At 42.3% G+C, this 23,816-nt stretch carries 20 protein-coding genes and 2 pseudogenes; 13 read left to right on the top strand and 9 right to left on the bottom strand.

Going from position 1 to position 23,816, the window contains the following annotated elements:
* Nucleotides 1-216 precede the first annotated feature (216 nt).
* The 3 genes and pseudogenes from AC0L6H_RS22375 to AC0L6H_RS22365 all read right to left on the bottom strand — a co-directional run bounded on the left by AC0L6H_RS22375 (nucleotide 217) and on the right by AC0L6H_RS22365 (nucleotide 2,504).
* The gene (locus tag AC0L6H_RS22375; protein WP_473391678.1) at nucleotides 217-1,506 is read right to left on the bottom strand and encodes an OmpA family protein; all 1,290 of its coding nucleotides are present in this window, start codon (nucleotides 1,504-1,506) and stop codon (nucleotides 217-219) included.
* 69 nt (nucleotides 1,507-1,575) lie between these two features.
* Nucleotides 1,576-2,039: pseudogene (locus AC0L6H_RS22370) on the bottom strand (chemotaxis protein CheX).
* On the bottom strand, nucleotides 2,040-2,504 hold the full coding sequence (locus AC0L6H_RS22365) for a transcriptional repressor (RefSeq protein ID WP_473391676.1): 465 nt from the start codon (nucleotides 2,502-2,504) through the stop codon (nucleotides 2,040-2,042). It abuts the pseudogene before it with no gap.
* A gap of 259 nt (nucleotides 2,505-2,763) precedes the next feature.
* On the opposite strand from AC0L6H_RS22365, the gene nudC reads away from it, so the two are divergent.
* From nudC to AC0L6H_RS22350, 3 genes are all read left to right on the top strand, one after another.
* Nucleotides 2,764-3,594 carry an NAD(+) diphosphatase gene (nudC, locus tag AC0L6H_RS22360; protein ID WP_473391675.1) on the top strand — a complete coding sequence of 277 codons (831 nt, stop codon included), beginning with the start codon at nucleotides 2,764-2,766 and terminating at the stop codon, nucleotides 3,592-3,594.
* Between the two features lie 145 nt (nucleotides 3,595-3,739).
* Nucleotides 3,740-4,804, top strand: coding sequence for a uroporphyrinogen decarboxylase (gene hemE / locus AC0L6H_RS22355; RefSeq protein ID WP_473391674.1), 1,065 nt, complete (start codon nucleotides 3,740-3,742; stop codon nucleotides 4,802-4,804).
* An 81-nt stretch (nucleotides 4,805-4,885) separates the two neighbouring features.
* Complete coding sequence (locus tag AC0L6H_RS22350; RefSeq protein ID WP_473391672.1) at nucleotides 4,886-5,434, top strand: DUF3750 domain-containing protein; 549 nt, start codon at nucleotides 4,886-4,888, stop codon at nucleotides 5,432-5,434.
* A 1-nt stretch (nucleotide 5,435) separates the two neighbouring features.
* On the opposite strand, the gene AC0L6H_RS22345 is transcribed toward AC0L6H_RS22350, so the two are convergent.
* Nucleotides 5,436-6,149, bottom strand: coding sequence for a ZIP family metal transporter (locus tag AC0L6H_RS22345; protein ID WP_473391671.1), 714 nt, complete (start codon nucleotides 6,147-6,149; stop codon nucleotides 5,436-5,438).
* 188 nt (nucleotides 6,150-6,337) lie between these two features.
* On the opposite strand from AC0L6H_RS22345, the gene ybaK reads away from it, so the two are divergent.
* On the top strand, nucleotides 6,338-6,808 hold the full coding sequence (gene ybaK, locus AC0L6H_RS22340; protein WP_473391669.1) for a Cys-tRNA(Pro) deacylase: 471 nt from the start codon (nucleotides 6,338-6,340) through the stop codon (nucleotides 6,806-6,808).
* A 10-nt stretch (nucleotides 6,809-6,818) separates the two neighbouring features.
* Here the strand turns inward: ybaK and AC0L6H_RS22335 are convergent.
* The 3 genes and pseudogenes from AC0L6H_RS22335 to AC0L6H_RS22325 all read right to left on the bottom strand — a co-directional run bounded on the left by AC0L6H_RS22335 (nucleotide 6,819) and on the right by AC0L6H_RS22325 (nucleotide 10,769).
* Nucleotides 6,819-7,972, bottom strand: a pseudogene (locus tag AC0L6H_RS22335) (flavohemoglobin expression-modulating QEGLA motif protein).
* Between the two features lie 54 nt (nucleotides 7,973-8,026).
* On the bottom strand, nucleotides 8,027-10,375 hold the full coding sequence (locus AC0L6H_RS22330) for a DUF2339 domain-containing protein (protein ID WP_473391668.1): 2,349 nt from the start codon (nucleotides 10,373-10,375) through the stop codon (nucleotides 8,027-8,029).
* 4 nt (nucleotides 10,376-10,379) lie between these two features.
* Nucleotides 10,380-10,769, bottom strand: coding sequence for a hypothetical protein (locus AC0L6H_RS22325; RefSeq protein WP_473391667.1), 390 nt, complete (start codon nucleotides 10,767-10,769; stop codon nucleotides 10,380-10,382).
* A 134-nt stretch (nucleotides 10,770-10,903) separates the two neighbouring features.
* On the opposite strand from AC0L6H_RS22325, the gene rlmF reads away from it, so the two are divergent.
* Nucleotides 10,904-11,821, top strand: a complete 918-nt coding sequence (gene rlmF / locus AC0L6H_RS22320) for a 23S rRNA (adenine(1618)-N(6))-methyltransferase RlmF (RefSeq protein WP_473391666.1) — start codon at nucleotides 10,904-10,906, stop codon at nucleotides 11,819-11,821.
* A gap of 86 nt (nucleotides 11,822-11,907) precedes the next feature.
* On the top strand, nucleotides 11,908-12,414 hold the full coding sequence (locus AC0L6H_RS22315; protein ID WP_473391664.1) for a DUF3087 domain-containing protein: 507 nt from the start codon (nucleotides 11,908-11,910) through the stop codon (nucleotides 12,412-12,414).
* A 64-nt stretch (nucleotides 12,415-12,478) separates the two neighbouring features.
* Here the strand turns inward: AC0L6H_RS22315 and AC0L6H_RS22310 are convergent, their stop codons facing one another.
* Complete coding sequence (locus AC0L6H_RS22310) at nucleotides 12,479-14,737, bottom strand: putative bifunctional diguanylate cyclase/phosphodiesterase (protein WP_473391663.1); 2,259 nt, start codon at nucleotides 14,735-14,737, stop codon at nucleotides 12,479-12,481.
* Nucleotides 14,738-15,028: 291 nt separating this feature from the next.
* On the opposite strand from AC0L6H_RS22310, the gene AC0L6H_RS22305 reads away from it, so the two are divergent.
* Nucleotides 15,029-16,228 (top strand): DEAD/DEAH box helicase, encoded by a 1,200-nt coding sequence (locus tag AC0L6H_RS22305; protein ID WP_473391662.1) that lies wholly within the window; start codon nucleotides 15,029-15,031, stop codon nucleotides 16,226-16,228.
* A gap of 113 nt (nucleotides 16,229-16,341) precedes the next feature.
* Here the strand turns inward: AC0L6H_RS22305 and queG are convergent, their stop codons facing one another.
* Complete coding sequence (gene queG / locus AC0L6H_RS22300; protein ID WP_473391660.1) at nucleotides 16,342-17,526, bottom strand: tRNA epoxyqueuosine(34) reductase QueG; 1,185 nt, start codon at nucleotides 17,524-17,526, stop codon at nucleotides 16,342-16,344.
* 68 nt (nucleotides 17,527-17,594) lie between these two features.
* Between queG and AC0L6H_RS22295 the strand changes: the two genes are divergently transcribed.
* Genes AC0L6H_RS22295 through miaA form a run of 6 tightly spaced genes read left to right on the top strand, consistent with a single transcriptional unit; the run spans nucleotide 17,595 to nucleotide 23,782 of the window.
* Nucleotides 17,595-19,031, top strand: a complete 1,437-nt coding sequence (locus AC0L6H_RS22295; RefSeq protein ID WP_473391659.1) for an NAD(P)H-hydrate dehydratase — start codon at nucleotides 17,595-17,597, stop codon at nucleotides 19,029-19,031.
* Between the two features lie 2 nt (nucleotides 19,032-19,033).
* Nucleotides 19,034-19,513 carry a tRNA (adenosine(37)-N6)-threonylcarbamoyltransferase complex ATPase subunit type 1 TsaE gene (gene tsaE, locus AC0L6H_RS22290; RefSeq protein WP_473391658.1) on the top strand — a complete coding sequence of 160 codons (480 nt, stop codon included), beginning with the start codon at nucleotides 19,034-19,036 and terminating at the stop codon, nucleotides 19,511-19,513.
* On the top strand, nucleotides 19,510-20,703 hold the full coding sequence (locus tag AC0L6H_RS22285; RefSeq protein WP_473391656.1) for an N-acetylmuramoyl-L-alanine amidase: 1,194 nt from the start codon (nucleotides 19,510-19,512) through the stop codon (nucleotides 20,701-20,703). Before tsaE ends, AC0L6H_RS22285 begins: the two co-directional genes overlap by 4 nt.
* 8 nt (nucleotides 20,704-20,711) lie before the next feature.
* Nucleotides 20,712-20,933 (top strand): LysM peptidoglycan-binding domain-containing protein, encoded by a 222-nt coding sequence (locus tag AC0L6H_RS22280; RefSeq protein ID WP_473391655.1) that lies wholly within the window; start codon nucleotides 20,712-20,714, stop codon nucleotides 20,931-20,933.
* 39 nt (nucleotides 20,934-20,972) lie between these two features.
* Nucleotides 20,973-22,838: a DNA mismatch repair endonuclease MutL gene (mutL, locus tag AC0L6H_RS22275; protein WP_473391654.1), complete on the top strand. Its 1,866-nt coding sequence runs from the start codon at nucleotides 20,973-20,975 to the stop codon at nucleotides 22,836-22,838.
* Nucleotides 22,839-22,846: 8 nt separating this feature from the next.
* A complete protein-coding gene (gene miaA / locus AC0L6H_RS22270) occupies nucleotides 22,847-23,782 on the top strand; it encodes a tRNA (adenosine(37)-N6)-dimethylallyltransferase MiaA (RefSeq protein WP_473391652.1) in 936 nt (311 codons plus the stop codon).
* Nucleotides 23,783-23,816 lie beyond the last annotated feature (34 nt).

The raw sequence follows: 23,816 nt of genomic DNA, 5'->3' as shown, positions 1-23,816 counted from the left end.
AGTGCTGTCTTTTCCTATAGCAGGATAAACGCGAATACCTTTCAATTAGATAAAACGTGAACGTCTCAGCGACACCGCTTCGCTCTGATTTCGGGGTTTTCTTGATTTATTTAGATAAAAAAAGCGCCAAACATATTCTGTTTGGCGCTTTTTATTTATGGGCTAGGTGTAACTAGGCATTGTTTGCTGCCGTAAGTTACAAGTAGCTTAGTGTTACTATCGAGTTGCTTTCGTCTCAACTAAAGCGCTAACTTTAACTTCAATACGACGGTTAACACGATGTGCTTCGGCCGTATTATCAGTATTCTTCAATCTTGACTCACCGTAGCCGATTGCTTGTAAACGAGCAGGATCTACATCGTAGTCATTGATCAATAAAGTACGCACTGACTTGGCACGTTTTTCAGACAGCATTTGGTTGTAGTTTGCGTCACCTACAGCTGATGAATGGCCTTCAATCACAGCTTGCGTATTAGGGTAGCGTTTCATAAATGCAACAAACTCTTGAAGACGAGCAGAGTCTGGGTTGGTGATAACGCTGCTATTATTAGCAAACAACATATCTAAAGACACTGAAACTTCTTTTTTCTCAAATACACTGCAGCCAGTCGCATCTACTTTGTCGCTCATTGGAGTGCCTAAACACTTATCCTTGCTGTCTAATACGCCGTCGTTATCGGTGTCTAAGTTAACTGCACAGCCTTTAGCATTTACTTTTACGCCAGCAGCCGTGTTAGGACAACTGTCGTTCGCATCAAGTACGCCGTCGTTGTCAGCATCTTTAATAGCACAACCGCGTGCATCAACTTTGCTGCCTGCAGGCGTCATTGGGCATTGGTCTTGTGCGTTTAATACGCCATCACCATCCATATCGATGTTACAACCCGTTGCGTCAACTTGCTGACCAACAGGAGATGAGGGGCAACGGTCAACCGCATCATAAACGCCATCACCGTCAGAGTCAGGGTTTGAAATTGTTTTAGGAGCACCAAAGATATAGGCTAGGCCTAATTTTGCGCTAAATTCATTATGGCCTTGGCCAAAGTCATGGTAAGCAGCAGCTTCAGTGATAATGCGGATATTGTCAGAAACTTCCCAATGTTTACCTACACCAACATTCGCCATTCTGTAGCTTTCGCTAATCAATGATTGCTCACGCAAGCCGGTAAATAAATAAGCAGCATCATTTTCTAAGAAATACATGACGTCTGCGCCCATTTGTGTACCGTCATCATCTAGCGCTTGAGGGTTACCAGAGTCGTGCCCAATAAGAACGCGGCCTAATTCAAAGCGTAGTGCCCATGTAGGGTCGAAGCGGAAACCAACTTCTGCACCAAAGCCCTTGCCATCAGTTAACCCACCGACTGGCTCGTTTTTAGTGCCATCTGCGTTGTAGTATTGAGCGAAACCGCCTACCCAGGTTTCATAAGGTGGAGCTTCTTGTGCTTGAACGGTGGTAGCTGCAGCCGTTAGGGCAGCCGCTACACATAATGCGATTTTTTTCATAAGGTAAGTCCTTTATTCGATATTTTCGTTGTTATAAACATGGTTATTTTATTGCGCCGCAACATTATACTAGTTTACGAAGCAAATTTCTAAGTATGCATTCCCCGTATCACTGGTAAATGCAAGGATAATTCTAGGGCCGTCTACTTTGTGGGTAATTTTGTGATCGTTTCCTGACACAATTACAGGAGTGGCCATTTCAAATATATAGCTTTGTTCGGCAAGTGCATTTTTTGCACCTGCACATATCATATTGGTCATTTCTCCTACCATATCGCGGACTTCATCGGTAATTTCATCGCATTGCTCGCCTAACATGTTATGCATAATGGTTGCGGCTAAGGCTTTGTCAAAGGTAATTGCCATCGACCCTTTCACTTGCGGACCAATCATACCAATGATTCCGGATACTTCACCAACGGCGATATTGGAGGTTTTTTTTCTGGTTTTTGCGCGCTTAATTCAATTTGTGCCATTGTACTTAATACGTTTTTTAAAGACACAATAAACGGATTAATAAACTCTACATTCACTTAACTGCTTCCTGCTGCATGGCATGTATCACAATATCCATGTGCTTCGATAGTTTGTCGGATAATATGAAAACCATTTTGCTCAGCTTGCGATTCTAACTTTTCTTTTACGCTTTCAGAGCTTATTTCTTGCACGTCACCACAGCGGTCGCAAATTAAAAATTGCACCGGATGAGAACAACCAAAATGATGGCATGCTTTAAAGGTATTGGTTGATTCAACCTTGTGCACTAGGCCAAGCTCTAAAAAAAAGTCGAGTGCACGATATACGGTTGGTGGTTTAGCCGACTCTTCGACCAGTTTTAGCTTATCAAGAATATCATATGCACCAATAGACGCGTCTTCTTGCAAGAGAATTTCGTACACACGCCCACGTAAGGGAGTAAACCGAGCGCCTTTGTCTTCACAAAAACTACGTGCTTTATTAAACAATAGTTGTTTCGTTTTATTAAGGGCGATAGTCACGCGTTATCCTTGCTTTGATTACTATTTAGCATAAGCCGCAGCTTATAAACTCAGCGCATTATTTAGTGTTAACATTAAATAACGGCGCTATTATAGTAAGTATATCATTGAGTGCACCATGAACAAGCAACATTACACCAAAAGTATGCAATAAACTTTAAGAGAAGGGGAGCTTTGCTGTATGATTTTGCAAAAAGTAGGGTTAAGCCTGAGAAATCGTCTTAACAGCATAGATAATCAAAACCAAGGTTGACAGTAATTGAAAAATAAATCGCGTTTATTCTTTGTGTTTATCAATCAAAAAGTACTACTCAAGCGCTTAGAACCGGCCAATGAGAGAGGTGTTGGTAGTGCTCACTCACTCAGTGAATTTATGGGTTTTCCAACTGAGCTTGCTGAATATGAAGAATTAAAGCAGTCCTTGGTGATGACCAGTCAATATGGTGAGCATTGGTTGCTAGATATCCATCATATTGAATTTGAGCACGAAGACTTTGCCCTTTTTACACTCAGAGAGTTGCTTGAAGGCTTACCTCGTGAAGACTTCCAATATGTTGCTCAAGCATGGCAGTATGCATTGTTTTTAAGAACGCACCGCTACTGTGGTCGTTGCGGAGAAGCGATGCGCAAAGTCACTTGGGAAATGGCAATGCATTGTGATAAATGCAGTCATCGCGTTTATCCACGTGTGTCGCCTTGTATTATTGTTGCAATACATAACGGTTCACAAATATTACTCGCCCAAGGCCCCAGGCAAGTTAAAGTTGGGTATTATTCAACCCTAGCTGGCTTTGTCGAAAGTGCTGAAAGTTTAGAACAAGCGGTTCACCGAGAAGTGATGGAAGAAGTGGGTGTTAGGGTTAAAAATGTTGAGTACTTTGACAGCCAGCCTTGGCCTTTCCCGCATTCGTTAATGGTTGGCTATATTGCTGAGTATGCGGGCGGAGATATTAAAGTAGATGGCAGAGAAATACATGATGCGCAATGGTTTGATGTCGATAATTTGCCGATTACGCCACCAAAAGTATCTATTGCTGGACACCTGATAGAAGAAACCCTGCGCAGAATCAAGAAAAACGAAATAACTTAGCGTATGATGTAGCGCAAAATTTGAAGGCGCAGTGCAAACATTGTTCTATTGTGAATATACTTCGCATGAGCCTTTGCACCTAGCTAAGTTCAAACTAACAAGTTTAAACCCTTAATACTAGTAATCTCGAGATTGTAATTACCTTATGACAGAACTCAAAAACGATAGATATATACGTGCACTTTTAAAGCAACCGGTAGATACCACGCCTGTATGGATGATGCGTCAAGCGGGTAGATATTTACCAGAGTACAAGGCGATCCGCAGCGAAGCGGGTGATTTCATGGCCCTTTGTACAAACCCCGAACTTGCTTGTGAAGTGACCTTGCAACCCCTTCGTCGTTTTCCCTTAGACGCGGCAATTCTGTTTTCTGATATTTTAACTATTCCTGATGCGATGGGGCTTGGTTTATACTTCGAAGCAGGTGAAGGACCTAAGTTCACGAAGACTATCACCTGTATGGATGATGTTAAAAAATTACCGAATCCTGATCCTGAAATAGAGCTTAAATATGTAATGGATGCGGTTCGTACTATTCGTAAGAATCTAGAAGGGAGCGTACCGTTAATTGGATTTTCAGGCAGCCCTTGGACCTTGGCGACCTACATGGTTGAAGGCGGCTCAAGTAAAGCTTTTACCAAAATTAAAAAAATGGCTTTCGCTGATCCTCAAGCCTTGCATTTACTCCTAGATAAATTGGCAGACTCGGTGATTAGTTACTTGAACGCGCAAATTGCAGCCGGTGCCCAATCCGTGATGGTTTTTGACACTTGGGGCGGCGTACTTAGTCCACGAGATTACAAACTCTTTTCATTGCAGTATATGGAGAAAATTGTTGCTGGGCTTACACGTGAGTATGATGGCAAAAAAATTCCCGTAACCTTGTTTACCAAAAATGGTGGCATGTGGTTAGAGTCAATTGCTGCTACAGGCTGCGATGCGCTTGGTCTAGATTGGACCATCGATATCGCCGATGCGAAAGCTCGTGTTGGTGATAAAGTAGCCTTACAAGGTAATATGGACCCATCAATTCTTTATGCAGGCAAAGAAAGGATTGAGCAAGAAGTTCAAGACATTTTGGCTGGGTTTGGCCAAGGTGATGGTCATGTATTTAATTTGGGCCATGGTATTCATTTAGATGTTCCACCAGAAAATGCAGGCTTTTTTGTTGACGCGGTACATAAATACAGTAAGCAATACCACAAGTAATATTATTAAATCGAGCAGCCGCGTTGTTTTAAGGAAAGGTTTTCAATAAGCAACAAGGTTGGACCTAATAAAGGAGGCCAGATGCGCAAATCTGTTTTTAAAAATATAGCGATTTTATGTTCATTCGTATTGCTTAGCTCCTGCAGTAGCATAAATAAAGACTGGCGCACGGCCTCTAGAGAACCGGCGGGTATTGCCGCTAACCCTGCAGTTGCTAAACAAGCTATAATTGAAGTATACGCCGCCGATGCATTTAGTTGGCGAGGTTGGTTTGCTGTGCATACATGGATTGCCATTAAGCCTGCTAATGCAGCTAAGTACACCGTACATGAAGTAGTAGGATGGCGCGTAAAAGATGGTAAGCCAGCGTTGAGGTCGTTTACGACTGACACTCCAGATAGATATTGGTATGGGTCAAAACCTGAACGCATCTTATTTATAGAGCGCGATAAAGCCGCGCGTTTGATTCCATTGGTTAACAAAGCGATTTCAGAATACCCCTATGCTAACCAGTACACTCTTTTTCCTGGGCCTAATAGTAATACCTTCCCAGCTTGGATAGGCGTTCAAGTCCCAGAATTAGAATTACAGATGCCTTTTGATGCAATTGGTAGTGGCTACGCTGATTAGGCTAGCCCGTAAGCGCATGTCCTAACATACCTAATGCAAAGCCTAAAACTGCCCCAAAAGAAGGCAACCAATGCCGCTGAAGTTGTGCTTCGGGTGCTACATCTTTAAATACTAAATACAAAATTCCGCCGGCACAAAAGGTCATTAAGGTACCCAAGCTAGGATTTTGTACATCAAAAATATAATAGCCAAATAGGGCGTATATAGGCCCGCTCAATGCCAACAGCGCCATAATAAGGAGTATATGTTTTTTAATTGCGCTAGTGTTAGATTCAGAACTCACTTCTTTATAAGCGCTAAAGCCTTCTGGTAAATTTTGAGCTGCAATAATGATTGCCATAAATATTGCTTTTTTGAAGTCATGTAAAATCATCGCGCCAAGCGCAATAGCTTCAGGCACAAAATCAAGCATAAGCGCAATAATCTGAGAGGTAGGGCTATTGTGGAGTGCTAAAAACTTATCAACGAACAAGAAAGTAATGCCGCCCAGAATAAATGACACTATCGCGAAGGAAGGTGACTGCAGTGCCATACCGTCAGGTACGAGTACAAAACAGATTGCAGAAACTAGTGCGCCACCGCCAAAAGAAGTGATAGAGTGTTGAGCTACAGGACCAAGCCACCTTGGCTTTTTGTCAGAAAGTAAACCGATGAGTGCACCTACAAATGCTGCAAAACCGGCGAATAATGCAAGTAGTATGGTAGTTAGTAACATGGGTTTGTATCAATGTAGTTAAGCGTTGATATTAGTATTAATGCAAGCTTAGTAGCATGCTAAATGATAATCTCGATGCCAAGTAAAATACGCTTTGTTGACACTTTTCTCAACCGCTTTCGCGCAAAAGTCCTCATGTATTTATAATAAAAACAAGGTAGTACTTAAAAGTAAAGGTATAAGTATCGATGACACCCGCTGTTGATGTAGCCAAAAAACATAAAATAAAGTTTGAAATTCATCAGTATAGCCATGATGCGAAAGCAAGTGCCTATGGTGAGGAAGCCGCTGATAAGTTGGGGCTTGATCCACAGTGTGTGTTTAAAACCTTGGTTGTCAGTAACCCTGACGGTACAATGGCGGTTGCTATCGTCCCTGTTACTATGCAATTGAACATGAAGCGCGTCGCTAAAGCTCTGGCTTGGAAGAAGGCGTCTATGGCTGATAAAACAGCAGTAAGTCGTACTACAGGTTACGTATTAGGTGGCGTAAGTCCGCTTGGCCAGAAAAAGCGATTGCTGACAGTGATAGATGCAAGCGCGCAAAATTCTGAAACTATCTTTGTTAGTGCAGGTAAACGCGGCCTGGAAATTGAATTGAGTGCAGAAGATTTAGTATCGCTAACACGTGCTAGCTTCGCCGATATCGGCGAAGCGTAGGCAAGGCAAACTACTTTATTGCATGCGCTATATATTGTTTAATCTCGCTTAAATTACATTGGTTCTGGAAAATGGGTGATAGATACTTTGGTTTTTGTAAAAGCCCTTTTTCAATGAGTTTGGTGATTTGCGGTAAATAATCGATTGATGTTTTACCCGCGAACAATGCCGTAAACTCTGCCTCTGTTTCGTAGGCATTTAACATCTTATGAAAACCCTGTAGATATAAATAGTCTTTAACAAAGCCGCCACCTCTATATATCCGCGCACACACAGCAAAAGCAATATCGTTGCTAGCACCATATTCTTCTTTTAAGAGTAAAAAACTCTTTCTAAAGCTTTTTCTTTTATCATTGACTGAACAGCAACGACTCTTAAGGCCAATATTTTTAAGCGTTTGATCGTTAAATTATCGGATAAGTACTCACTTAAAATAGCCAAACCTTCTTGTGTCATCGTATTTAGTGGATTGCCTATTTCTAAGATCCTTAAAGGTTGTTGGCGTGCGTTTAGGGTAGTGATTAAATGTACGCCAATTTCATGATGGGCCAAGGCATGGGTATCACTTGTAGAGAGTTTTGCCTTTTTATTTAATTTAATCGATGTGCCCGATACCAGCGCATTGGCCAACATGTTTTCTTCAATTTTTAAGCTATGGGGTAGTTCATTTGTTTGTGCAAAACCAACTAAGATGTCTTTTATTTCTTCAAAATCCAGAAGTTCTTCATTTTCTTCATCAAGGTTGCCCGGCAAATGTAATATAAATTTCGCGTTGGCGATGTCTTTTTGGGTAGGCTCACCAAAGTAGCGCAAAGAATCGTAGATGAAGTCGTTAGTACCAATGGAATTAAATTGGTCGACTTTATCGACATAACTATTAATTGTGTCGAAATAGATTTCAGCTAAGTCTTCGTCTTTTACACTTTCAAGAGGAAGCGTAAATAACTTTCTTTTGGTTGCAAACACATCAAGCTTATTTCCTACATATGTAAACTCGGGCTCGACCGAATAATGACTGTCTAAAAAGCTTTGCTTTTGTTGATTGAAGTTATTTGGGTTGACGGCACTTAAGATATTAATTGTTTTTGTGATGTCGTAAAAAGCATTATCAAAATCTATCAGATCTTGCGATATGACAGCGCTGTTTGCAGGTGAATCAGTCACGTTGTGTCCTTTTTTGTAATTGCTTGCGTTGTTATTTGGCAGCTTAGCGCTATGTTACGTAATTGCTTGCTCTTCGGATACATCCGATTTGCTTTTAAAACGCTGAAATAACCAGCCTATACCGACTAAACTCAAACCCAAACCAATGAAGGAAATTGCACGATAAAGACCTTCTAAGCTCGACAGGTCGACCAAGAATGCTTTTAGTACAACAAGGGCTAAAATGCTAAAGCCAACATTAAGTAGCTTAGCTAAATTACGACTCTGTGCGAAGACAATCATCGCTATTGCGATAAGTAACCAAACGATGGAATAAACGTACAGCTCCTGTTGACCAATATCGTATTCTAAAAGCGAAAGTGTTGGGTGATAGGCACCCCGTATTATTCCATTGATATAGAGCGCAGTAAAAAAGCCGAGCAATATCCATAAAGGTTTGCGCAGGTTTTGTGATACCAAACGATAAAACAACATCGTTGCAATTAGTATCGCGGGTACTGCCCACAAAGGGATTAACCAGTTAATAAAGAGACTTTGCCCGGTTTGTTGGCTTTCAATAAAGGGATTTTGAAAAACGCTTAGCCGGGTGTGGATGAAGGCCACGCCACAGCCTAATAAAATGCTGTAAATAACATAAAGCCTTGGTCTGTCGCTAAACTGGCGCCGCCATAAATAGACAGCGCATAAAATTAACCAATTCATGCTTAACAAAATTGATTGTTGATAGTCCAAATCAAATAAATCAGGATAGCGCCCGGTCATGATAAAGCTTGTTTCGGTAGTAATAAAAAGGGCAATTACATGCAACATTGCGCCTTCAAACCATAACTTAAGGGCAGCATTATTTTGAAACTTATTCGCCAGCCAAAATAGCACTAGCACTAAGGGATAAATCACAATCGACCAATGTAGGCCAAAGATTTTTTCATGCATATAATGAGCAAGCCAAGGAGCCGCCGTGAGGCGCAGTAAGACAAGTCCAACGGTTATTTTATATAACCAGTTTGGCAAGCTAATACGATACTTTTGACTTAAAAAGGCCATAAGGGTTATTTGCGCAACGATGGCTAACGACAGTGTTGCTGCAGATAACAACATGGTAAACGTGAGTGTTAATGCGCCGTTTGCCAGCATCAAATAGCTCATCTTAACTAAAGCTGTTGTCGTTTTAGTACTGAGGAAGGCGAAAAAAGTGGCAAGCAGTATCAATTCAAGCGACCAAACAGGATATAAAAAACCCTCAGCTTGATGAGCAGACAACGCGTATGCTAAGCCCATCATGAATAAAGGAGCTGTGACTAAAAGTAACAGATAACTTGGTCTTTGTTTGAGGTGGTATAGGGCGAATAGGCAATACGCTGCAAAGCCAAACGCACTTACTTGCGCTAATAAATACGCCTGAGTAAAAGGAAAAAGGTTGTCGGTATAATCATAAACTGCGGGTATCTTTAAGAAGACCAGCACACATAGCCCTAAGGAAATAAATGGCCATGAATCAAACGCACTATGTCTAAATGGGGCTACTAGCAATAAAACACTCAGCAACGCCAACATAATAACAATATTGATATGATAGCTTTGACCAAGATACAAAAGAATTAAGGCGAGCACTGGCAACGCGATTCCAAGCTGTTCTTTTCTTGGCATTAACAAAGCTTTTAATCCCAATGCTTGATGCCTTGTTTGATTGAGTTTTACGCCCAAAATTGGCGCTAGAACAAATAAGTAAATAGACAATATGCAATACGAGAATATGACCCATTGGTAATCCATTGCACCTATGCCAATACTAATAAACAACCATCCAAAATGCCCTAGCAGTGAGAGCCACCAAAGCCATGCTTGTTTTACAAAAGCATGCACCCACAAAGACGAAATGGACACAAAACTAACATACACTAGCAAGGCAAATATATTGTTTGAACCCGTTGAGACAAGTGCCGGCACAATATATGCGCCCACAACACCTACCAAGGCTAAAATAGGTCCATATCGTAATGACAGCCATGTTGCGGTAGTTGCAATAAGCGCTAAAACAATAAACGCTAGCATTGGTGACAAGAAGGCATAAAAATCGAAAGCCACCAGCGCCATTGCAAAACAGGTAATAACTCCGCCGCTAGCTAGTGCAGCGCTGATAGTGCTTGAATTGATGCGAAACCTTTTGGGGTTTCTGTAGAGATACTCCCCTAGCACGACCAGCATTACGCCAAAACATGCGCCTATACTCAGCCGCAAACTTGGTGGGAAAAGGCCCGCTTCAATACTATATTTCGCGAGAAAGACGCCACCAAAGGCTAAAACTATAGCGCCCAGCCACAGTAAACCATTGCCCATTAAAAATTTTTCAAGTGAAAAGGTCGCCTTCTCTTTGCTCTTTATAGTCGAGGAAGAAGATGGCATTGATTCAATAGGCTTGCTTGAGGTTGATGAGAATAGGGCTGGAAAATTCTGCGTCGACTTGGTCTGTATTTTCTGGCTCTTCGTTAGGTGTTTTGATAATTTCGGGCGAAGCTATTGTCGCCTCTGAATCCTGTTTCTGATCGCCCAGTTTAGTTTGTATGTCATTAGCCGGTGGGGCGGGGCTTTTCGCTTGATTAGTAGCCAGTTGCTTTTTTAAGCCCTCAACAATATCGATTAATCGGACAATTTGTGTTCTTTGTTGGACAACGGTTTCTGAGACTTTGCTGAGTTCTGTCTTAATCGTATTGATTTTAGAGTGATTCGCGAACGATAAAATACTAGCGACCACCAATATGCCAATAAGTACTATGCCAATCAATAATAAGGCTTCCATGTCTACTCCTTTGTGCACCTTTAGTGACTTTTTTAGCACAAACTACAGTAAATCGTGTTTTAATGCATCTACTATATTGATAAGCAAAAAACATGCTGACAGACTCCCGTTGAAGTTGTGGTATCGAGACATTTATGCACCCTAGAAACATTCACAATAAGGGCTACGATTTTACAAAGTTAATAAAGGCGTTACCTGAACTCGCTAACTTTACACAAGCAAATCCAAAGGGACGCCTTACTATCGACTTTGCTAACCCTCGTGCTGTAAAGTTGCTCAATCGCGCATTGCTCAAGCATCATTATCAGATTGATTTTTGGGATATCCCTGAAGGTAATTTGTGTCCGCCTATCCCTGGCAGAGTCGACTATATCCACGCAATAGCAGATTTAATAAAGCCCAACGACAATAGAAAACGAGCAGTCAAAGGGCTCGATATTGGCACTGGTGCAAATATTATCTATCCTATTCTAGGTCATCAGATTTACGGATGGCAATTTGTTGCGACAGACATTAGCGAAGTCGCTGTGCGCTCAGCTAGGCACATTCAAGCAGCGAATAAGGTGCTTGCGAAGACTATTGATATCCGGCATCAAGCGCAAAATAATCATATTTTTAAAGGCGTGGTAAATAAAGACGAGCGTTTTACCTTTAGCATGTGCAATCCACCTTTTCATGCTAGCGAAACGGCGGCAACGGCGGGCTCTGTGCAAAAGAATATTAATTTACAAAAACATCAACGCAAGCGCCACGCGCAGTTTGCTCCTGACCTGAAAAAAGCGCAAAAGACTGATAAGCAAAAGCTTAATTTTGCAGGCCAAAGCAATGAGTTATGGTGTAAAGGCGGTGAAGTGGGTTTTATTCAACGTATGATAAACGAGAGCATCGAGTATCAAAGTCAAATAAAGTGGTTTACGTCCTTAGTATCTAAAAAAGAGAGCCTAAAGGCGATTGAAAAAGCAATCACCTTGACCAACGTGGCTGATTACAAGGTTGTCAATATGCAGCAAGGTAGCAAACAAAGTCGCTTTGTTGCTTGGTGCTTTCACTAGTGATTAGCGGTAAACTTACACAGCTAAGCTTTAATCTGTCAGATAAAGCCTTTTCGCAAAACATAAGTCAGGAGTTTTAGAAATTCATGCAACTCGTAAAAATCGACAAAGCCCGTTATCGTCGCCACTTAAATAGAATCATTGTGGCTTGCATTGTTGCTCTAGCCGCCGGTAGCTTGGGTGTTTCGCAATTGTTAATCGCATTATTTCCTGATGAGAGTGGCAGTCATTTTCATTGGAATATTACAGGGGTGGTTATAACGAGTATCACATTGGCCTATTTTTTGAACAAGTATCGTGCACATGATTTTATGACTGAAGTCACTTACGTGTGGGAGCTAAAGCAAGCGCTAAATAAAATAAATCGTAAGATGACAAAACTCAAAGCAGCGAGTGAGAAAGGCAATATAAACGCCATGATTGCTATCCAATACAGCTTTTCGGGTTCGCGTTTGTTATGGGAATTAGATGATAATAGTATCGTCATGGATGAGTTGGTAGTGCAACAGGCAGAGCTTGATAGCCTGGCGGCAAAATACAATGTTGAGCTTAATCCTAATGACTACGATCCACGCAACTTGCAGGAATTTTAACGCTTATCCCGCTGATACAGCTTGCTACATTGGTTTTAATATTTTGCAAATACGCTTTAGTTTTTTAAACGACTTCTTGGGCTTTTTGGAGCAATTTCGCGAAAGCATTTTCGTCTATAGGTCTTGACATAAAATAACCTTGATATTTATTCACCTTCATGGCTTTTAATATGTCTAAATGCGCCTGCGTTTCTACTCCTTCTGCGGTCACTGACAAGCCTAAGCTTGCTGCCATAGAAGTGATCGCTGCACATAAGTTGCGTGACGCACTATTGAATTCAATATCCTTAATAAAACTTCGGTCAATCTTTATAGAGCTAAAATCGGTTTTCGTTAAGTAGCTTAAGCTTGAATAACCAACGCCAAAATCATCTATCGCTGTTTGTACACCGTATTGTGCAAATTGACGAATATTACTTTGCACCAAATCCAAGTCATCGGCAAAGACTCGTTCAGTTAGTTCTAATATTATCGACTTACCATTTAGCTCATATCTAGACAATACGCGCGCTAAATTAGCGACCATATCGTCACTGTTTATTTGCCTGTAGGACACGTTGACCGACATGACCAAATGCTCAAAGCCCATTGTGTGCCATTTCTTAAGGACCTTGCATGATTCTTCAAGCACCCACAATCCAATTGGCACGATAAGGCCATTTTCTTCGCTGATGGGAATGAATTCATCAGGTGATACGCGGCCTAGTTCATCATGTTTCCATCTAACTAAAGCCTCAGCACCACAAATCCTATCGTCAATATCGTAAAGAGGCTGAAACAGTAAGGTCAACTCTTCGCGTTCAATGGCGTAGTTGAGTTCACTTCCCAACTTTATCTGCCGTTTCATATTGTCGTCGTGTTGCACCGAATAGAATTCAAAACCGCCGCGGCCCAACGATTTAGCTTTGTACATCGCTAAATCTGCTTTGCGGATAAGGTCACTTGCTTCTTGTCCGTCTTGTGGATATAAGGAAATACCGGCACTAGAGCCAACGAAGTACTCTTGGTTTTCGTGGCTTATTAGGTCTGAAATAGTGGATTGCAGTTTTCGAACCAAATCAACGACTTGATTTGGGCTTTGGATATTGTTCAGCAGTAAGACAAACTCATCGCCGCCAAAACGGGAAACTACATCACTTCTGCGGATATTTTCCTGTAATCTATTGGCCACTTCCACTAGCACGATATCGCCGGCAGAATGTCCTTGTACGTCATTTACATTTTTAAATTTGTCTAAGTCGAAGAAAATCACTGCGAACTCGAAATCGTAGCGTTTAGCGTTTGTGATCATGTCTTCTAACTGTTCTAAAATGGATAAGCGGTTAGGCAGTTTAGTGAGGTGGTCATAGTGGGCTAAGTACGACAGTTCCGACTCGTGATTTTTGCGCGAAGTGATATCTTCAAGAGTGATTAAAATATGTACCTTGCCGTTTTCATCGGCAATGTTTAACGCAGTATATTCGACCCACAAAGAATTTCCGGCGTTGGTGGTAATCTTGGTTTCAAGTAAGGACCTTTCGCCATCCATCGCATGCTGAGTAGGCATATTGAGAATTTCTAAACCCGAGTGGCACAATTGGTCAATAGGGGTATTTAATAAGCTGTTTTTGGCAAAACCAAATGTCGCGTGGGCTTTGTCATTGGCGCGTATAATTCGACCCTCTGCATTGACCAATAATACGCTTTGCGCTTTAGAATTAAAAACACCAAGAAAAAGATTACTTTCAAATGAGGCTAAGTCGAGAGCTTTGCTGACATGGCTGATTTTCTCATTCAAGGTAAAATAATAAATCATCATGATGAGAGTAAATACGGTTAATGCCATAAGGCGGGTAAACAAGGTATAATTCATGCTGTCTTGATACACCATGGGGGCATCGACAGGATAAACTGAATAGTAAACCGTGCCAGCAAAACAAAGAAAATAGAAAAACAATTGGCCACGCCACCCCATAGTCCCGCCTGCTAATATAGGGAAGATAAATATCCACGCAAAATGTGGTGTATCAATACCGCCGGCAAAGGTAATATTTACCATATGAATAGCAAGCATACAGAACAATAAAATCCCTGCACTAAGTGAGGAGTTTTGTGTTTTGTATAACAAAAATAAATTGGCAACAATGATACTCACGCCAATTGCTTGAGTTATCACCACCCATGTTTCAATAACATGATAAGAATCTTTAAAGGTAAGCCCAAGGACAATGATGTAAATAATGCTGGTGATATTGACGATCGATAAAAACGATGAGTCACGTGTTTTTATAAAAAAGTTCGCGATAACATTCGGATTATCATTGTTAATAGCACTTTTCAGCATTTAAGGTAGCGCCTTTCTGAAAATTGAAGTTGATGAACGTGGCGGAAATACAGTTGTTTGATAGCCTAGTGAATGCGTATTTACCGCTATCTTGAGGGTATCGGCCAAGGCCCTTAAATTTTTAGCTAAATTTCGACTTTAGGCTCTTTATTTATAGGGCTTAAATCAAGCTTAGTAAGCGAATTACATTAGCGCCATAAATTATTGAATTAAAGTTGACATAAATACTTGCTTGGCTCGGTATATGCTATACTCCGTCGCCTAAATATTTCACTATATAAGCAAACATACATGAGTTTTTCCGCTTTAGGGCTTTCAAATGAGTTAGTTCAGGCTGTTACAGACAAGGGATATACAACTCCCACGCCAATACAAGAACAAGCAATTCCCGCTGTTCTTTCTGGTAAAGATGTAATGGCAGCAGCACAAACTGGTACGGGTAAAACCGCCGCATTTACCTTACCTTTAATTCAACGATTTTCAACAAACTATAAACCGGCACGCGCGAATCACATAAAAGCGTTGGTACTGACACCAACACGCGAACTTGCTGCCCAAGTAGCCGCCAATATAGAGGAATACAAAGTCAATACACCGATAAAATCTGCGGTTGTGTTTGGTGGCGTATCGATTAACCCACAAATGAAAAGCCTACGCCGAGGCTGCGATATTTTGGTTGCCACACCTGGAAGGTTGCTTGATTTATTTCAGCAAAATGCTGTCAAGTTTAGTGATGTGTCGGTATTAGTGTTAGATGAAGCTGACCGCATGCTCGATATGGGTTTTATACATGACATCAAACGTATCTTAAAACTGCTTCCTCAGAAGCGCCAAAACTTATTGTTTTCGGCAACTTTTTCAGATGATATTAGATCACTAGCAAGCCGTCTAGTGAATGACCCTGTCGAAATTTCAGTGACGCCCAATAATGCGGCGGCACCTAGTGTTGAGCATTCAATCGTATTTTTAGAAAAAGCGAATAAAAGTAAGCTTTTAACACATTTAATTGACGCCAATGGTTGGCAACAAGCGCTCGTATTTACGCGCACCAAACATGGCGCCAATAGACTAACGAAACAATTGTGTAGTCGAGATATTTCTGCTGCTGCTATTCATGGCAATAAAAGCCAAGGTGCGCGCACTAAAGCACTTGCCTCGTTTAAAAATGGCGAACTCAGAGTCTTGGTTGCGACAGATATCGCGGCACGTGGTATTGATATTCAGCAACTGCCAAATGTTGTTAACTACGATTTACCCAACGTAGCTGAAGACTACGTACATAGAATCGGTCGCACAGGACGCGCCGGCTCCGTAGGCCAAGCGGTGTCTTTTGTCACGCTTGAGGACATTAAACAACTTCAAGACATCCAAAATTTGATTCAGCAAGTTATTCCGGTCATCGAAGTGAAGGGCTTATCGTCCAAACATGCTTTGCCTGATATAAAACTTAAAGCACCGAAAGCGAAAAAACCAAAGAAACAGAAGTTTTAGACAAGTACTATGAGTAGTGTTAATAAAGGTGAATAGAATTCACAAGTTAACACTATACTTTGGAATTTCACTATCATTGCTTATTAATGTAAGTCCTTCAGTTTGGGCTTGCATTAGGCGTCGCGGGGCAAACCCTTCTCTATAATGCGTATCAGGCGTGCGTGTTGGCGCGTACTCATCGCCGCGGTGCTGTCTTTTTGGTTGGCAAGTTGCTCAGCTAATGCCCATTGAAAGTGTTCTTTAAGAACGACAGAACTCGTTTTATTTTGCGCGTCTTCGAGGCATGCCACTATTTTCTTATCAAAACTTGCGTTGCCCATCGCAATAGAAAGGTTTCGTTGCCAGCTCTCATAGCCTATGCGGCGAATAGGTGAGCCTTGGGTTTTTTCAAGAAATTCACTTTCGGTGAGAGTAAACAAACTTACTAGTGTCGCTCCCTGTAAAAAGGCTTTAGCGAAAAAATCCTTCTCTTGCGTTACTTCTGCATATCGATTCCATGGGCAAACTAATTGGCAATCATCACAACCGTATATACGGTTACCCATGGCTTTTCGATACTCAAGAGGAATGCTGCCTTTGTGCTCTATCGTTAAATAAGAAATACAACGTCGCGCGTCCAATTGGTATGGGGCGAGTATCGCTTGGGTTGGGCAAATACTAATACAGGCGGTGCAGCTAGCACACTTTTCTTCTACCTTTTGGTCAAGGGGCAGAGGAATATTAACGAATAGTTCACCTAGGAAGAACCACGACCCAGCTTCTTCGTTAAGCGTTAGTGTATGCTTTCCGGTCCAGCCTAAGCCGGCTTTCTCTGCTATGGCGTGTTCGAGTACCGGCGCGGAGTCTACAAATGGGCGGTAATCTAGTTGCTCGCAATGTTGCTTTATTTTTTCGCCCAATTGTTTAAGTCTTGCGCGCATTACTTTGTGGTAGTCCCTACCAAGGGCATATCGGCTAATGTAGGCCTGTTTATCATTTTTTAGGTTGTTAGCAAACTGCGCGTCAGGAGGTAAATAATCCATTCTCACGCTTATTATGCGACAGGTGTTTGGATGGAGTTTTTCAGGGGCTAAGCGCTTGTCTACGTTGCGTTCTAGGTAATCCATGTTGCCATGGAATTGATTTTCCAAGTATCTTTGTAATACCGCTTTGTGTTGACTAAGGTCAATATCAGACACGCCAACTTGCTGAAAGCCTAGCGCCTTGCCCCAAGCCTTGATATGGTTAGCTAATACCACGTAATCGATTGCTAGGTTTTGTGTGCTAGTAGTTGTTTTAGTTGAATCTATCGAGGACATGCATCTATGTTACAAAAAAACTTGCAATAAGTCTAACACAGAAATTATATCGTGCTGATCAAATAAGAATGCATGAAAAGGCCGCTGCTGAATCGGTGGGCATTGACTTGTTTAGTTTAATGCAGCGCGCTGGTGCTTGTGTATATCAGCAATCGGTCACCTTATTTCCCAATGTTGAAAATTACTTAGTCGTGGTTGGTATAGGGCACAATGCCGGTGATGGCTATGTCGCAGCACTTACCGCATACAATGCCGGCAAAAATGTTACTTTGTGCGCGGTCGAACCTAGCCGGGCAGTCGAAGGGGACGTTGCACGCGCCCAGCAAAATTGGCTAGATGCCGGTGGTGAAGTTGAAGAGTTTAGTCAATCTTTGGTGGACAAAGCCGATTTGATTATTGACGGCCTTTTAGGCACGGGGATCAATGGCTTCATTAGAAATGAGTTTGCCGAAGTTATCTCAATTATTAACCAAAGTGACAAACCTGTTGTTAGTATCGATGTCCCAAGTGGACTTGATGCCAATACTGGCGCTTCCTTAGGGGAAAGTATTCAAGCTACCGCAACGGTGACCTTCATTGGCATCAAACTGGGTTTGACCACGGGTGCCGGTAAGCAGGCATGCGGTATTTTAGTATTTGAAGACCTTGGCATTGGTAAGGAGTTCTCTGATATTGCGAGGAGCGATGCTAGCGCCCTTGATTTGAAGCACTTTAAAGGCTTAGCTAAACGAGAGGTACATAGCCATAAAGGCACGTACGGTCGCTTGCTTTGCATTGGTGGCAACCAAGGCATGTCGGGGGCGATTCGTTTAAGCTCTGAGGCTGCACTTCGCACGGGTACTGGCTTAGTAAAAGTGTACGCTCACGAAAGCTCTATTTTACAAATTTGTGGCGGTCGGCCTGAACTTATGGTGTTTAGCAAGGGTCTTAGTGAAGCCTTAAAATGGGCTACGTGCATTGTTATCGGCCCGGGTTTAGGACAAGACGAGTGGAGCAAAAGTACCTTCGATGAGGTGATGGACTATTGTCAACACAACCCAAAACCCATCGTTATTGATGCTGACGCCTTAAATTTAAATGCCGTAAATACGAGCTTTGTGACGTTAACAGATTGTGTAATAACGCCCCATGTCGGTGAGGCCGCGCGCTTGTTAAACGTGTCTATCGAAGAAATTGAGGCGAATCGCTTTAATTATGCAAGGCAGTGTTCTCAGCGCTACGATGCAACTTGCGTGCTCAAAGGCGCTGGCAGTATTGTCGATAATCAAAGTCATTCGTGGGTTTGTCGACATGGCAATCCTGGCATGGCGACAGCGGGAATGGGGGATGTATTGGCAGGTATTTTGGGGTCTCTATTGTCGCAAGGGCTTAGTACCGACATGGCGTGTCAATACGGTGTCTCGATTCATGCGAAAGCAGGTGATATAGTAGCGCAAAAATTTGGTCAACGTGGTCTTTTGGCGAGTGATTTATTTGATACCGTGAGACTGCTAATAAATGAATAAAGATGAAAATAAGTAAGTATTGTAATAGTGAGGCCGATACACAAGCCGCCGCGAGTGGGTTGGGAGAGGTGTTTCTTCAATCAGGTTTTACAGGTTCATGTACCTTTTTACGCGGTGAATTGGGCGCTGGCAAAACCACGTTTAGCCGCTTTTTGCTGCATAGCCTTGGGTATAGCGGTAATGTAAAGAGCCCAACGTATACCTTAGTTGAGCCCTATGAAATTGGTAAAAACACGCTTTATCATTTTGACTTATACCGCGTAGCCGACCCTGAAGAGCTGGAGTTTATGGGGATACGAGATTATTTCTCAAACACCAGTGCTTGTTTAATTGAGTGGCCAGAACGCGGACAAGGTTTATTACCCGAGCCTGATTTAATTATCGATATTAGCTATCATCAAGAGGGTCGTATGCTCGGTTTTGAAGGTCTATCACCATTTGGTATTTTGTGTATTGAGGCGTTGAGGAAAATCGAGAAGTGACTAACAGAAGTAAAGTACGCAGACTAGTGCGTGGTTTTAATAACACTTTTTCTATGTGCTTAACATTGGCGATTACTATATTTTTCGTTAGTAATTCTCAGTACGCAAACGCTAAGCAAGCGACGATTCAAAGTGTCAGATTCTCTGAAACTCGCGATTTATCGCGTGTTGTCATCGAGTTAGATGCTGAAACTAAATTTACCTATTTTACTTTGGCTTCGCCAAACAGAATTGTCGTTGACTTGATGGATGTACGCCAAGATTTTGATTTTGGCTCTGTGAATTTTTCAAGTTCAAAGGTAACTAAGCTTAGATACAGTAGTCCAAAGAGTCCTAACGACAGTCGCATCGTTATTGAGACAAACAAGAAGCTAACACCTCGACCCTTTTCATTAGCACCCTTTGACAACGGGAGTTCTTCTTCGGGCCATCGAATTGTGATTGAAATGCATGACCCAAGTCCTGCTGATGAACCCGCTGTTATCGTCCCAACGGTTAAACCTAAAGCACCGGGTACTGTTAATGTCAATATACCTAAGCGCGACAAAGATATTATTATTGTGGTAGATGCGGGGCATGGTGGAGTGGATCCAGGTTCTATAGGTCCTGCGGGCACTTATGAAAAAAATATTACATTGAGTATTTCTAAAATGCTGGCCAATCGAATTAATGCAGAGCCTGGCCTGCGCGCAGTATTAACGCGAGAAAGCGACTACTACATATCGCCAAACGATCGCCCTAAGATTGCCGTGCGTGAAAAAGCGGATTTGATGGTTTCGATACACGCTGATGCATTTACAACCGCCCAACCTAGAGGCGGCTCTGTTTGGGTTCTTTCAAAAGGACGCGCAGACAGTGAACTTGGTCGATTATTAGAACAAACTGAACGAAGTTCGGAGCTGCTTGGACCTGCCGCGGATGTGATTGAAGATAGAGATACCGAGCGTTACTTTGCCGAAACTATTTTGAATATGTCGATGGATTTATTTAGGGCACTTAGCTATGAATTAAGTCACGAAATTATTAAAGACATGCAAAGCGTGACCAAAATGCATAAACAGGTCCCGCAAAGTGCAAGCTTAGCCGTACTTACGGCGCCAGAAACACCGTCCATTTTGGTCGAAGTAGGCTTTATCTCAAATCCTCAGGAGGAAAAAACCTCAATTGGGCTAAGCACCGTCAGCGCCTAGCTGATTCATTGTTTTCGTCAATAAAGCGCTACTTCAAAAAAACACCACCGGATGGCACAACCTGGGCCTTAAGAAAAAATGAAGAGCCTATCAAACATACCATAGCACGGGATGAATCATTGTCTGTGATAGCGCAGCGCTACGGCGTGACGGTGAGGCAGCTAAAAGAATATAATCGCCTGCGCTCTGATGTAGTGTATATTGGGCAGGTGCTTAATATTCCCAAATAGTGTCTGATTTTCTTTTGTGAATGGAATACAATATAAGACATGCCAAATACAGTCTCACAGCAAAATAAGCCTCATCGGCCAATCCAAATTCTGCCGCCGCAACTTGCCAACCAAATTGCGGCAGGAGAAGTAGTAGAACGGCCAGCTTCGGTTGTAAAAGAACTCATTGAAAATAGCCTTGATGCCGATGCGAGTGAAATTCTTATCGAGATTGAGCAAGGTGGCCAAAAACGCATACTCATACGTGACAATGGTAAAGGAATAGCAAAAGAAGAACTTGCGCTTGCGCTAAGCCGCCACGCGACTAGCAAAATTAGTAATATTGACGATTTAGAACATATCACTAGTATGGGATTTAGAGGTGAAGCGCTTGCCAGTATTAGCTCGGTTAGCCGTTTGTCTCTTACGTCCAAACCCAAGGCACAGTCAGAGGCTTGGCAAGCAGTTGCAGAAGGTCAGCAAATGGAAGTGGAGGTCACACCCGCTGCTCATCCAGATGGCACGTCTATTGAGGTCCTTGACCTTTTCTTTAATACGCCAGCACGGCGCAAGTTTTTGCGTACCGGTAAAACTGAATTTCAACACATAGAGAACATCGTCAAGCGCATCGCACTGGCGCGCCCAGATGTGCAGTTTGTGCTTAGCCACAATCAAAAAGTACACTGCCGATATACTCGTGTACAAGATATCTCAAAACGTATTGAGCAGGTATGCGGAAAAAACATGCTACAAAACGCCACGCCAGTAGACTATGCCTTTGAAGGAATAAGTGTTAGTGGCTGGTGCAGTCAATTAGGTTATGGCGTGGCGACTCGTGATATGCAATATACCTTTGTTAATGGCCGCATGATGAAAGATAAGTTGCTGGCCCATGCGCTTCGTCAAGTTTATGAAGAAACCTTGCCGCCCAACACCTTTGCAAGCTTCGTTTTATATTTACAAGTTGCTCCTGAACAAATCGACGTAAATGTGCATCCGGCGAAACATGAAGTGCGTTTCCATCAAGCAAGGCAAGTGCACGATGTTGTATACAAGGCGGTAAACGACGCGATTAGCTCAAACACAAGCGGTTTTGTCGCAGATGATTTGCACTCCCACGGTCACAATTATATTCAACCATTGGTAGACGCCAATTTAGCGACAAGCGCTGTTGATAGAGCAAGCGACGCTGAAGGAGATGTTCGTGCCGACCTGAGAGGGAATGTTAGGCAATCTATTGGTGCAGGAGGCAGAAGTGCTTATCGCAGTGAGGCACCAACACGAGGCGAGATAAAGGCCAATCACGATTTTTATGCGAGTATGCAGGCAAATAATGGCGATTCGTCGCAAGCCGTTGAGCAAAGCACTAATGTTGGGCCGCAAACACAAAATGTCAGCTCCTTTGCTTGCAACAGCTACTTATATGTAGACCCTTTCATCGTCATTGCAAATGGCTCGACACTGCAAGTGCTAGCTATCGAAAAACTGTTGACACAAGTCATTGCCGCCCGGCTTGAAAAAACGACCTTGCCGCAACCGCTATTGATGCCTATATCCACCGCAAACGAAAACAACATTAATACAAAACAACTTGAGCGCTTCGCTGATCAGTTTTTTGTCATAGCGGCAAGTCATCAAAAACTCATTTTGAAACAAGTTCCTTCTGAACTAAGGCATTTACCTTGGGCGAGTATTTTTGGTCAATTGCCTTTGCATGAATTATGCAAACAAATGCCGAGTATCATGGCCTTAGCGAGTGCGATTTCAAAAGCGTGGTTAAATACCATTGAACTTAGCCCTAACATACTTGATGGCTGGATGAAGGAGTTAGCACAAAACGCGATGGCGCGCTTGTTTGCTCGTGAGGCTGAATCTGTCGACTTGTTACAGTGGCTTAGTCGTACTCAAAACCAACCGCCGAGTTGAGTTAATACATGCGCCAAGCGAGCACAGTAGATACCTCTAGCCCTATAATCCCCTGCATTATGGGGCCAACTGCCTCAGGTAAAACCTCTTTGGCTATTGAGGCAGCAAAAGCCTTAAATGGAGAAGTCGTTAGTGTTGATTCAGCCTTAGTGTATACCGATATGGATATAGGCACTGCCAAGCCAAGTCTTGAAGAGCAAGAAGGCATTAAACATCATTTAATTGATATTATCAGCCCCGAACTTGCGTATAGTGTTGCTGATTTTATTTCTGATGTTGAGAAAGTGATAAAGGACATTATTGCTCGGGGCAAACAACCCATTTTGGCGGGTGGAACGATGATGTATTTTAATGCTTTGATAAACGGCTTAAATCAACTACCTGCAGCAGATCGCGCCCTACGAGAAAAGATTTCACAAATGGATTTAAAAACGGTACATGCTGAGCTTAAAAAAGTCGACGAAAAAAGCGCTTCACGAATCAATGAAAGTGACGGCCAGCGCCTTACTCGCGCACTCGAAGTCTATTTAGTCTCTGGCAAGTCATTAAGCTATTGGCAAAGTAAAGAAAAACAAAAACTCCCTTTCCGATTTGCTCAATTTAGCATTATGCCAGCGCAGCGAAGTATACTGCATAAGCAAATAGAGCTGCGTTTTGACCAAATGTTAGCTAATGGTTTTGTAAATGAGGTCGAAAACCTGTTGGCAAGCTATACACTTCACCCTGATATGCCCTCTATGCGCAGCGTTGGTTATAGGCAGGTTTGGCAATTCTTACGTGGTGAATACAATGCAAGCGAAATGCGTGAACGAGGCATTATTGCCACACGACAGTTAGCCAAAAGGCAACTTACTTGGTTACGTTCGTGGCAAGAGCTTACGCCGCTGCAAACGGGAGATTCTAATAATCTTCAAAGACTTGTACAAAAAGTGAGTGCAACCTAAGTAACATTTATGTACACTTAAATGCAGTCATGTT

The organism is Glaciecola sp. G7-5, assembly GCF_055808975.1.
The sequence above is the reverse complement of the archived record's forward strand: the minus strand, read 5'-3'. Positions and strand labels throughout refer to the sequence as shown.

Coding starts and splice junctions, on each gene's coding strand:
- mutL (WP_473391654.1), top strand. CDS start 20,973: ATGCCAAATACAGTCTCACAGCAAAATAAGCCTCATCGGCCAATCCAA.
- AC0L6H_RS22375 (WP_473391678.1), bottom strand. CDS start 1,506: ATGAAAAAAATCGCATTATGTGTAGCGGCTGCCCTAACGGCTGCAGCT.
- miaA (WP_473391652.1), top strand. CDS start 22,847: ATGCGCCAAGCGAGCACAGTAGATACCTCTAGCCCTATAATCCCCTGC.
- AC0L6H_RS22330 (WP_473391668.1), bottom strand. CDS start 10,375: ATGCCATCTTCTTCCTCGACTATAAAGAGCAAAGAGAAGGCGACCTTT.
- AC0L6H_RS22310 (WP_473391663.1), bottom strand. CDS start 14,737: ATGCTGAAAAGTGCTATTAACAATGATAATCCGAATGTTATCGCGAAC.
- queG (WP_473391660.1), bottom strand. CDS start 17,526: ATGTCCTCGATAGATTCAACTAAAACAACTACTAGCACACAAAACCTA.
- AC0L6H_RS22295 (WP_473391659.1), top strand. CDS start 17,595: ATGCATGAAAAGGCCGCTGCTGAATCGGTGGGCATTGACTTGTTTAGT.
- rlmF (WP_473391666.1), top strand. CDS start 10,904: ATGCACCCTAGAAACATTCACAATAAGGGCTACGATTTTACAAAGTTA.
- tsaE (WP_473391658.1), top strand. CDS start 19,034: ATGAAAATAAGTAAGTATTGTAATAGTGAGGCCGATACACAAGCCGCC.
- ybaK (WP_473391669.1), top strand. CDS start 6,338: ATGACACCCGCTGTTGATGTAGCCAAAAAACATAAAATAAAGTTTGAA.
- AC0L6H_RS22350 (WP_473391672.1), top strand. CDS start 4,886: ATGCGCAAATCTGTTTTTAAAAATATAGCGATTTTATGTTCATTCGTA.
- AC0L6H_RS22315 (WP_473391664.1), top strand. CDS start 11,908: ATGCAACTCGTAAAAATCGACAAAGCCCGTTATCGTCGCCACTTAAAT.
- AC0L6H_RS22305 (WP_473391662.1), top strand. CDS start 15,029: ATGAGTTTTTCCGCTTTAGGGCTTTCAAATGAGTTAGTTCAGGCTGTT.
- hemE (WP_473391674.1), top strand. CDS start 3,740: ATGACAGAACTCAAAAACGATAGATATATACGTGCACTTTTAAAGCAA.
- AC0L6H_RS22325 (WP_473391667.1), bottom strand. CDS start 10,769: ATGGAAGCCTTATTATTGATTGGCATAGTACTTATTGGCATATTGGTG.
- AC0L6H_RS22345 (WP_473391671.1), bottom strand. CDS start 6,149: ATGTTACTAACTACCATACTACTTGCATTATTCGCCGGTTTTGCAGCA.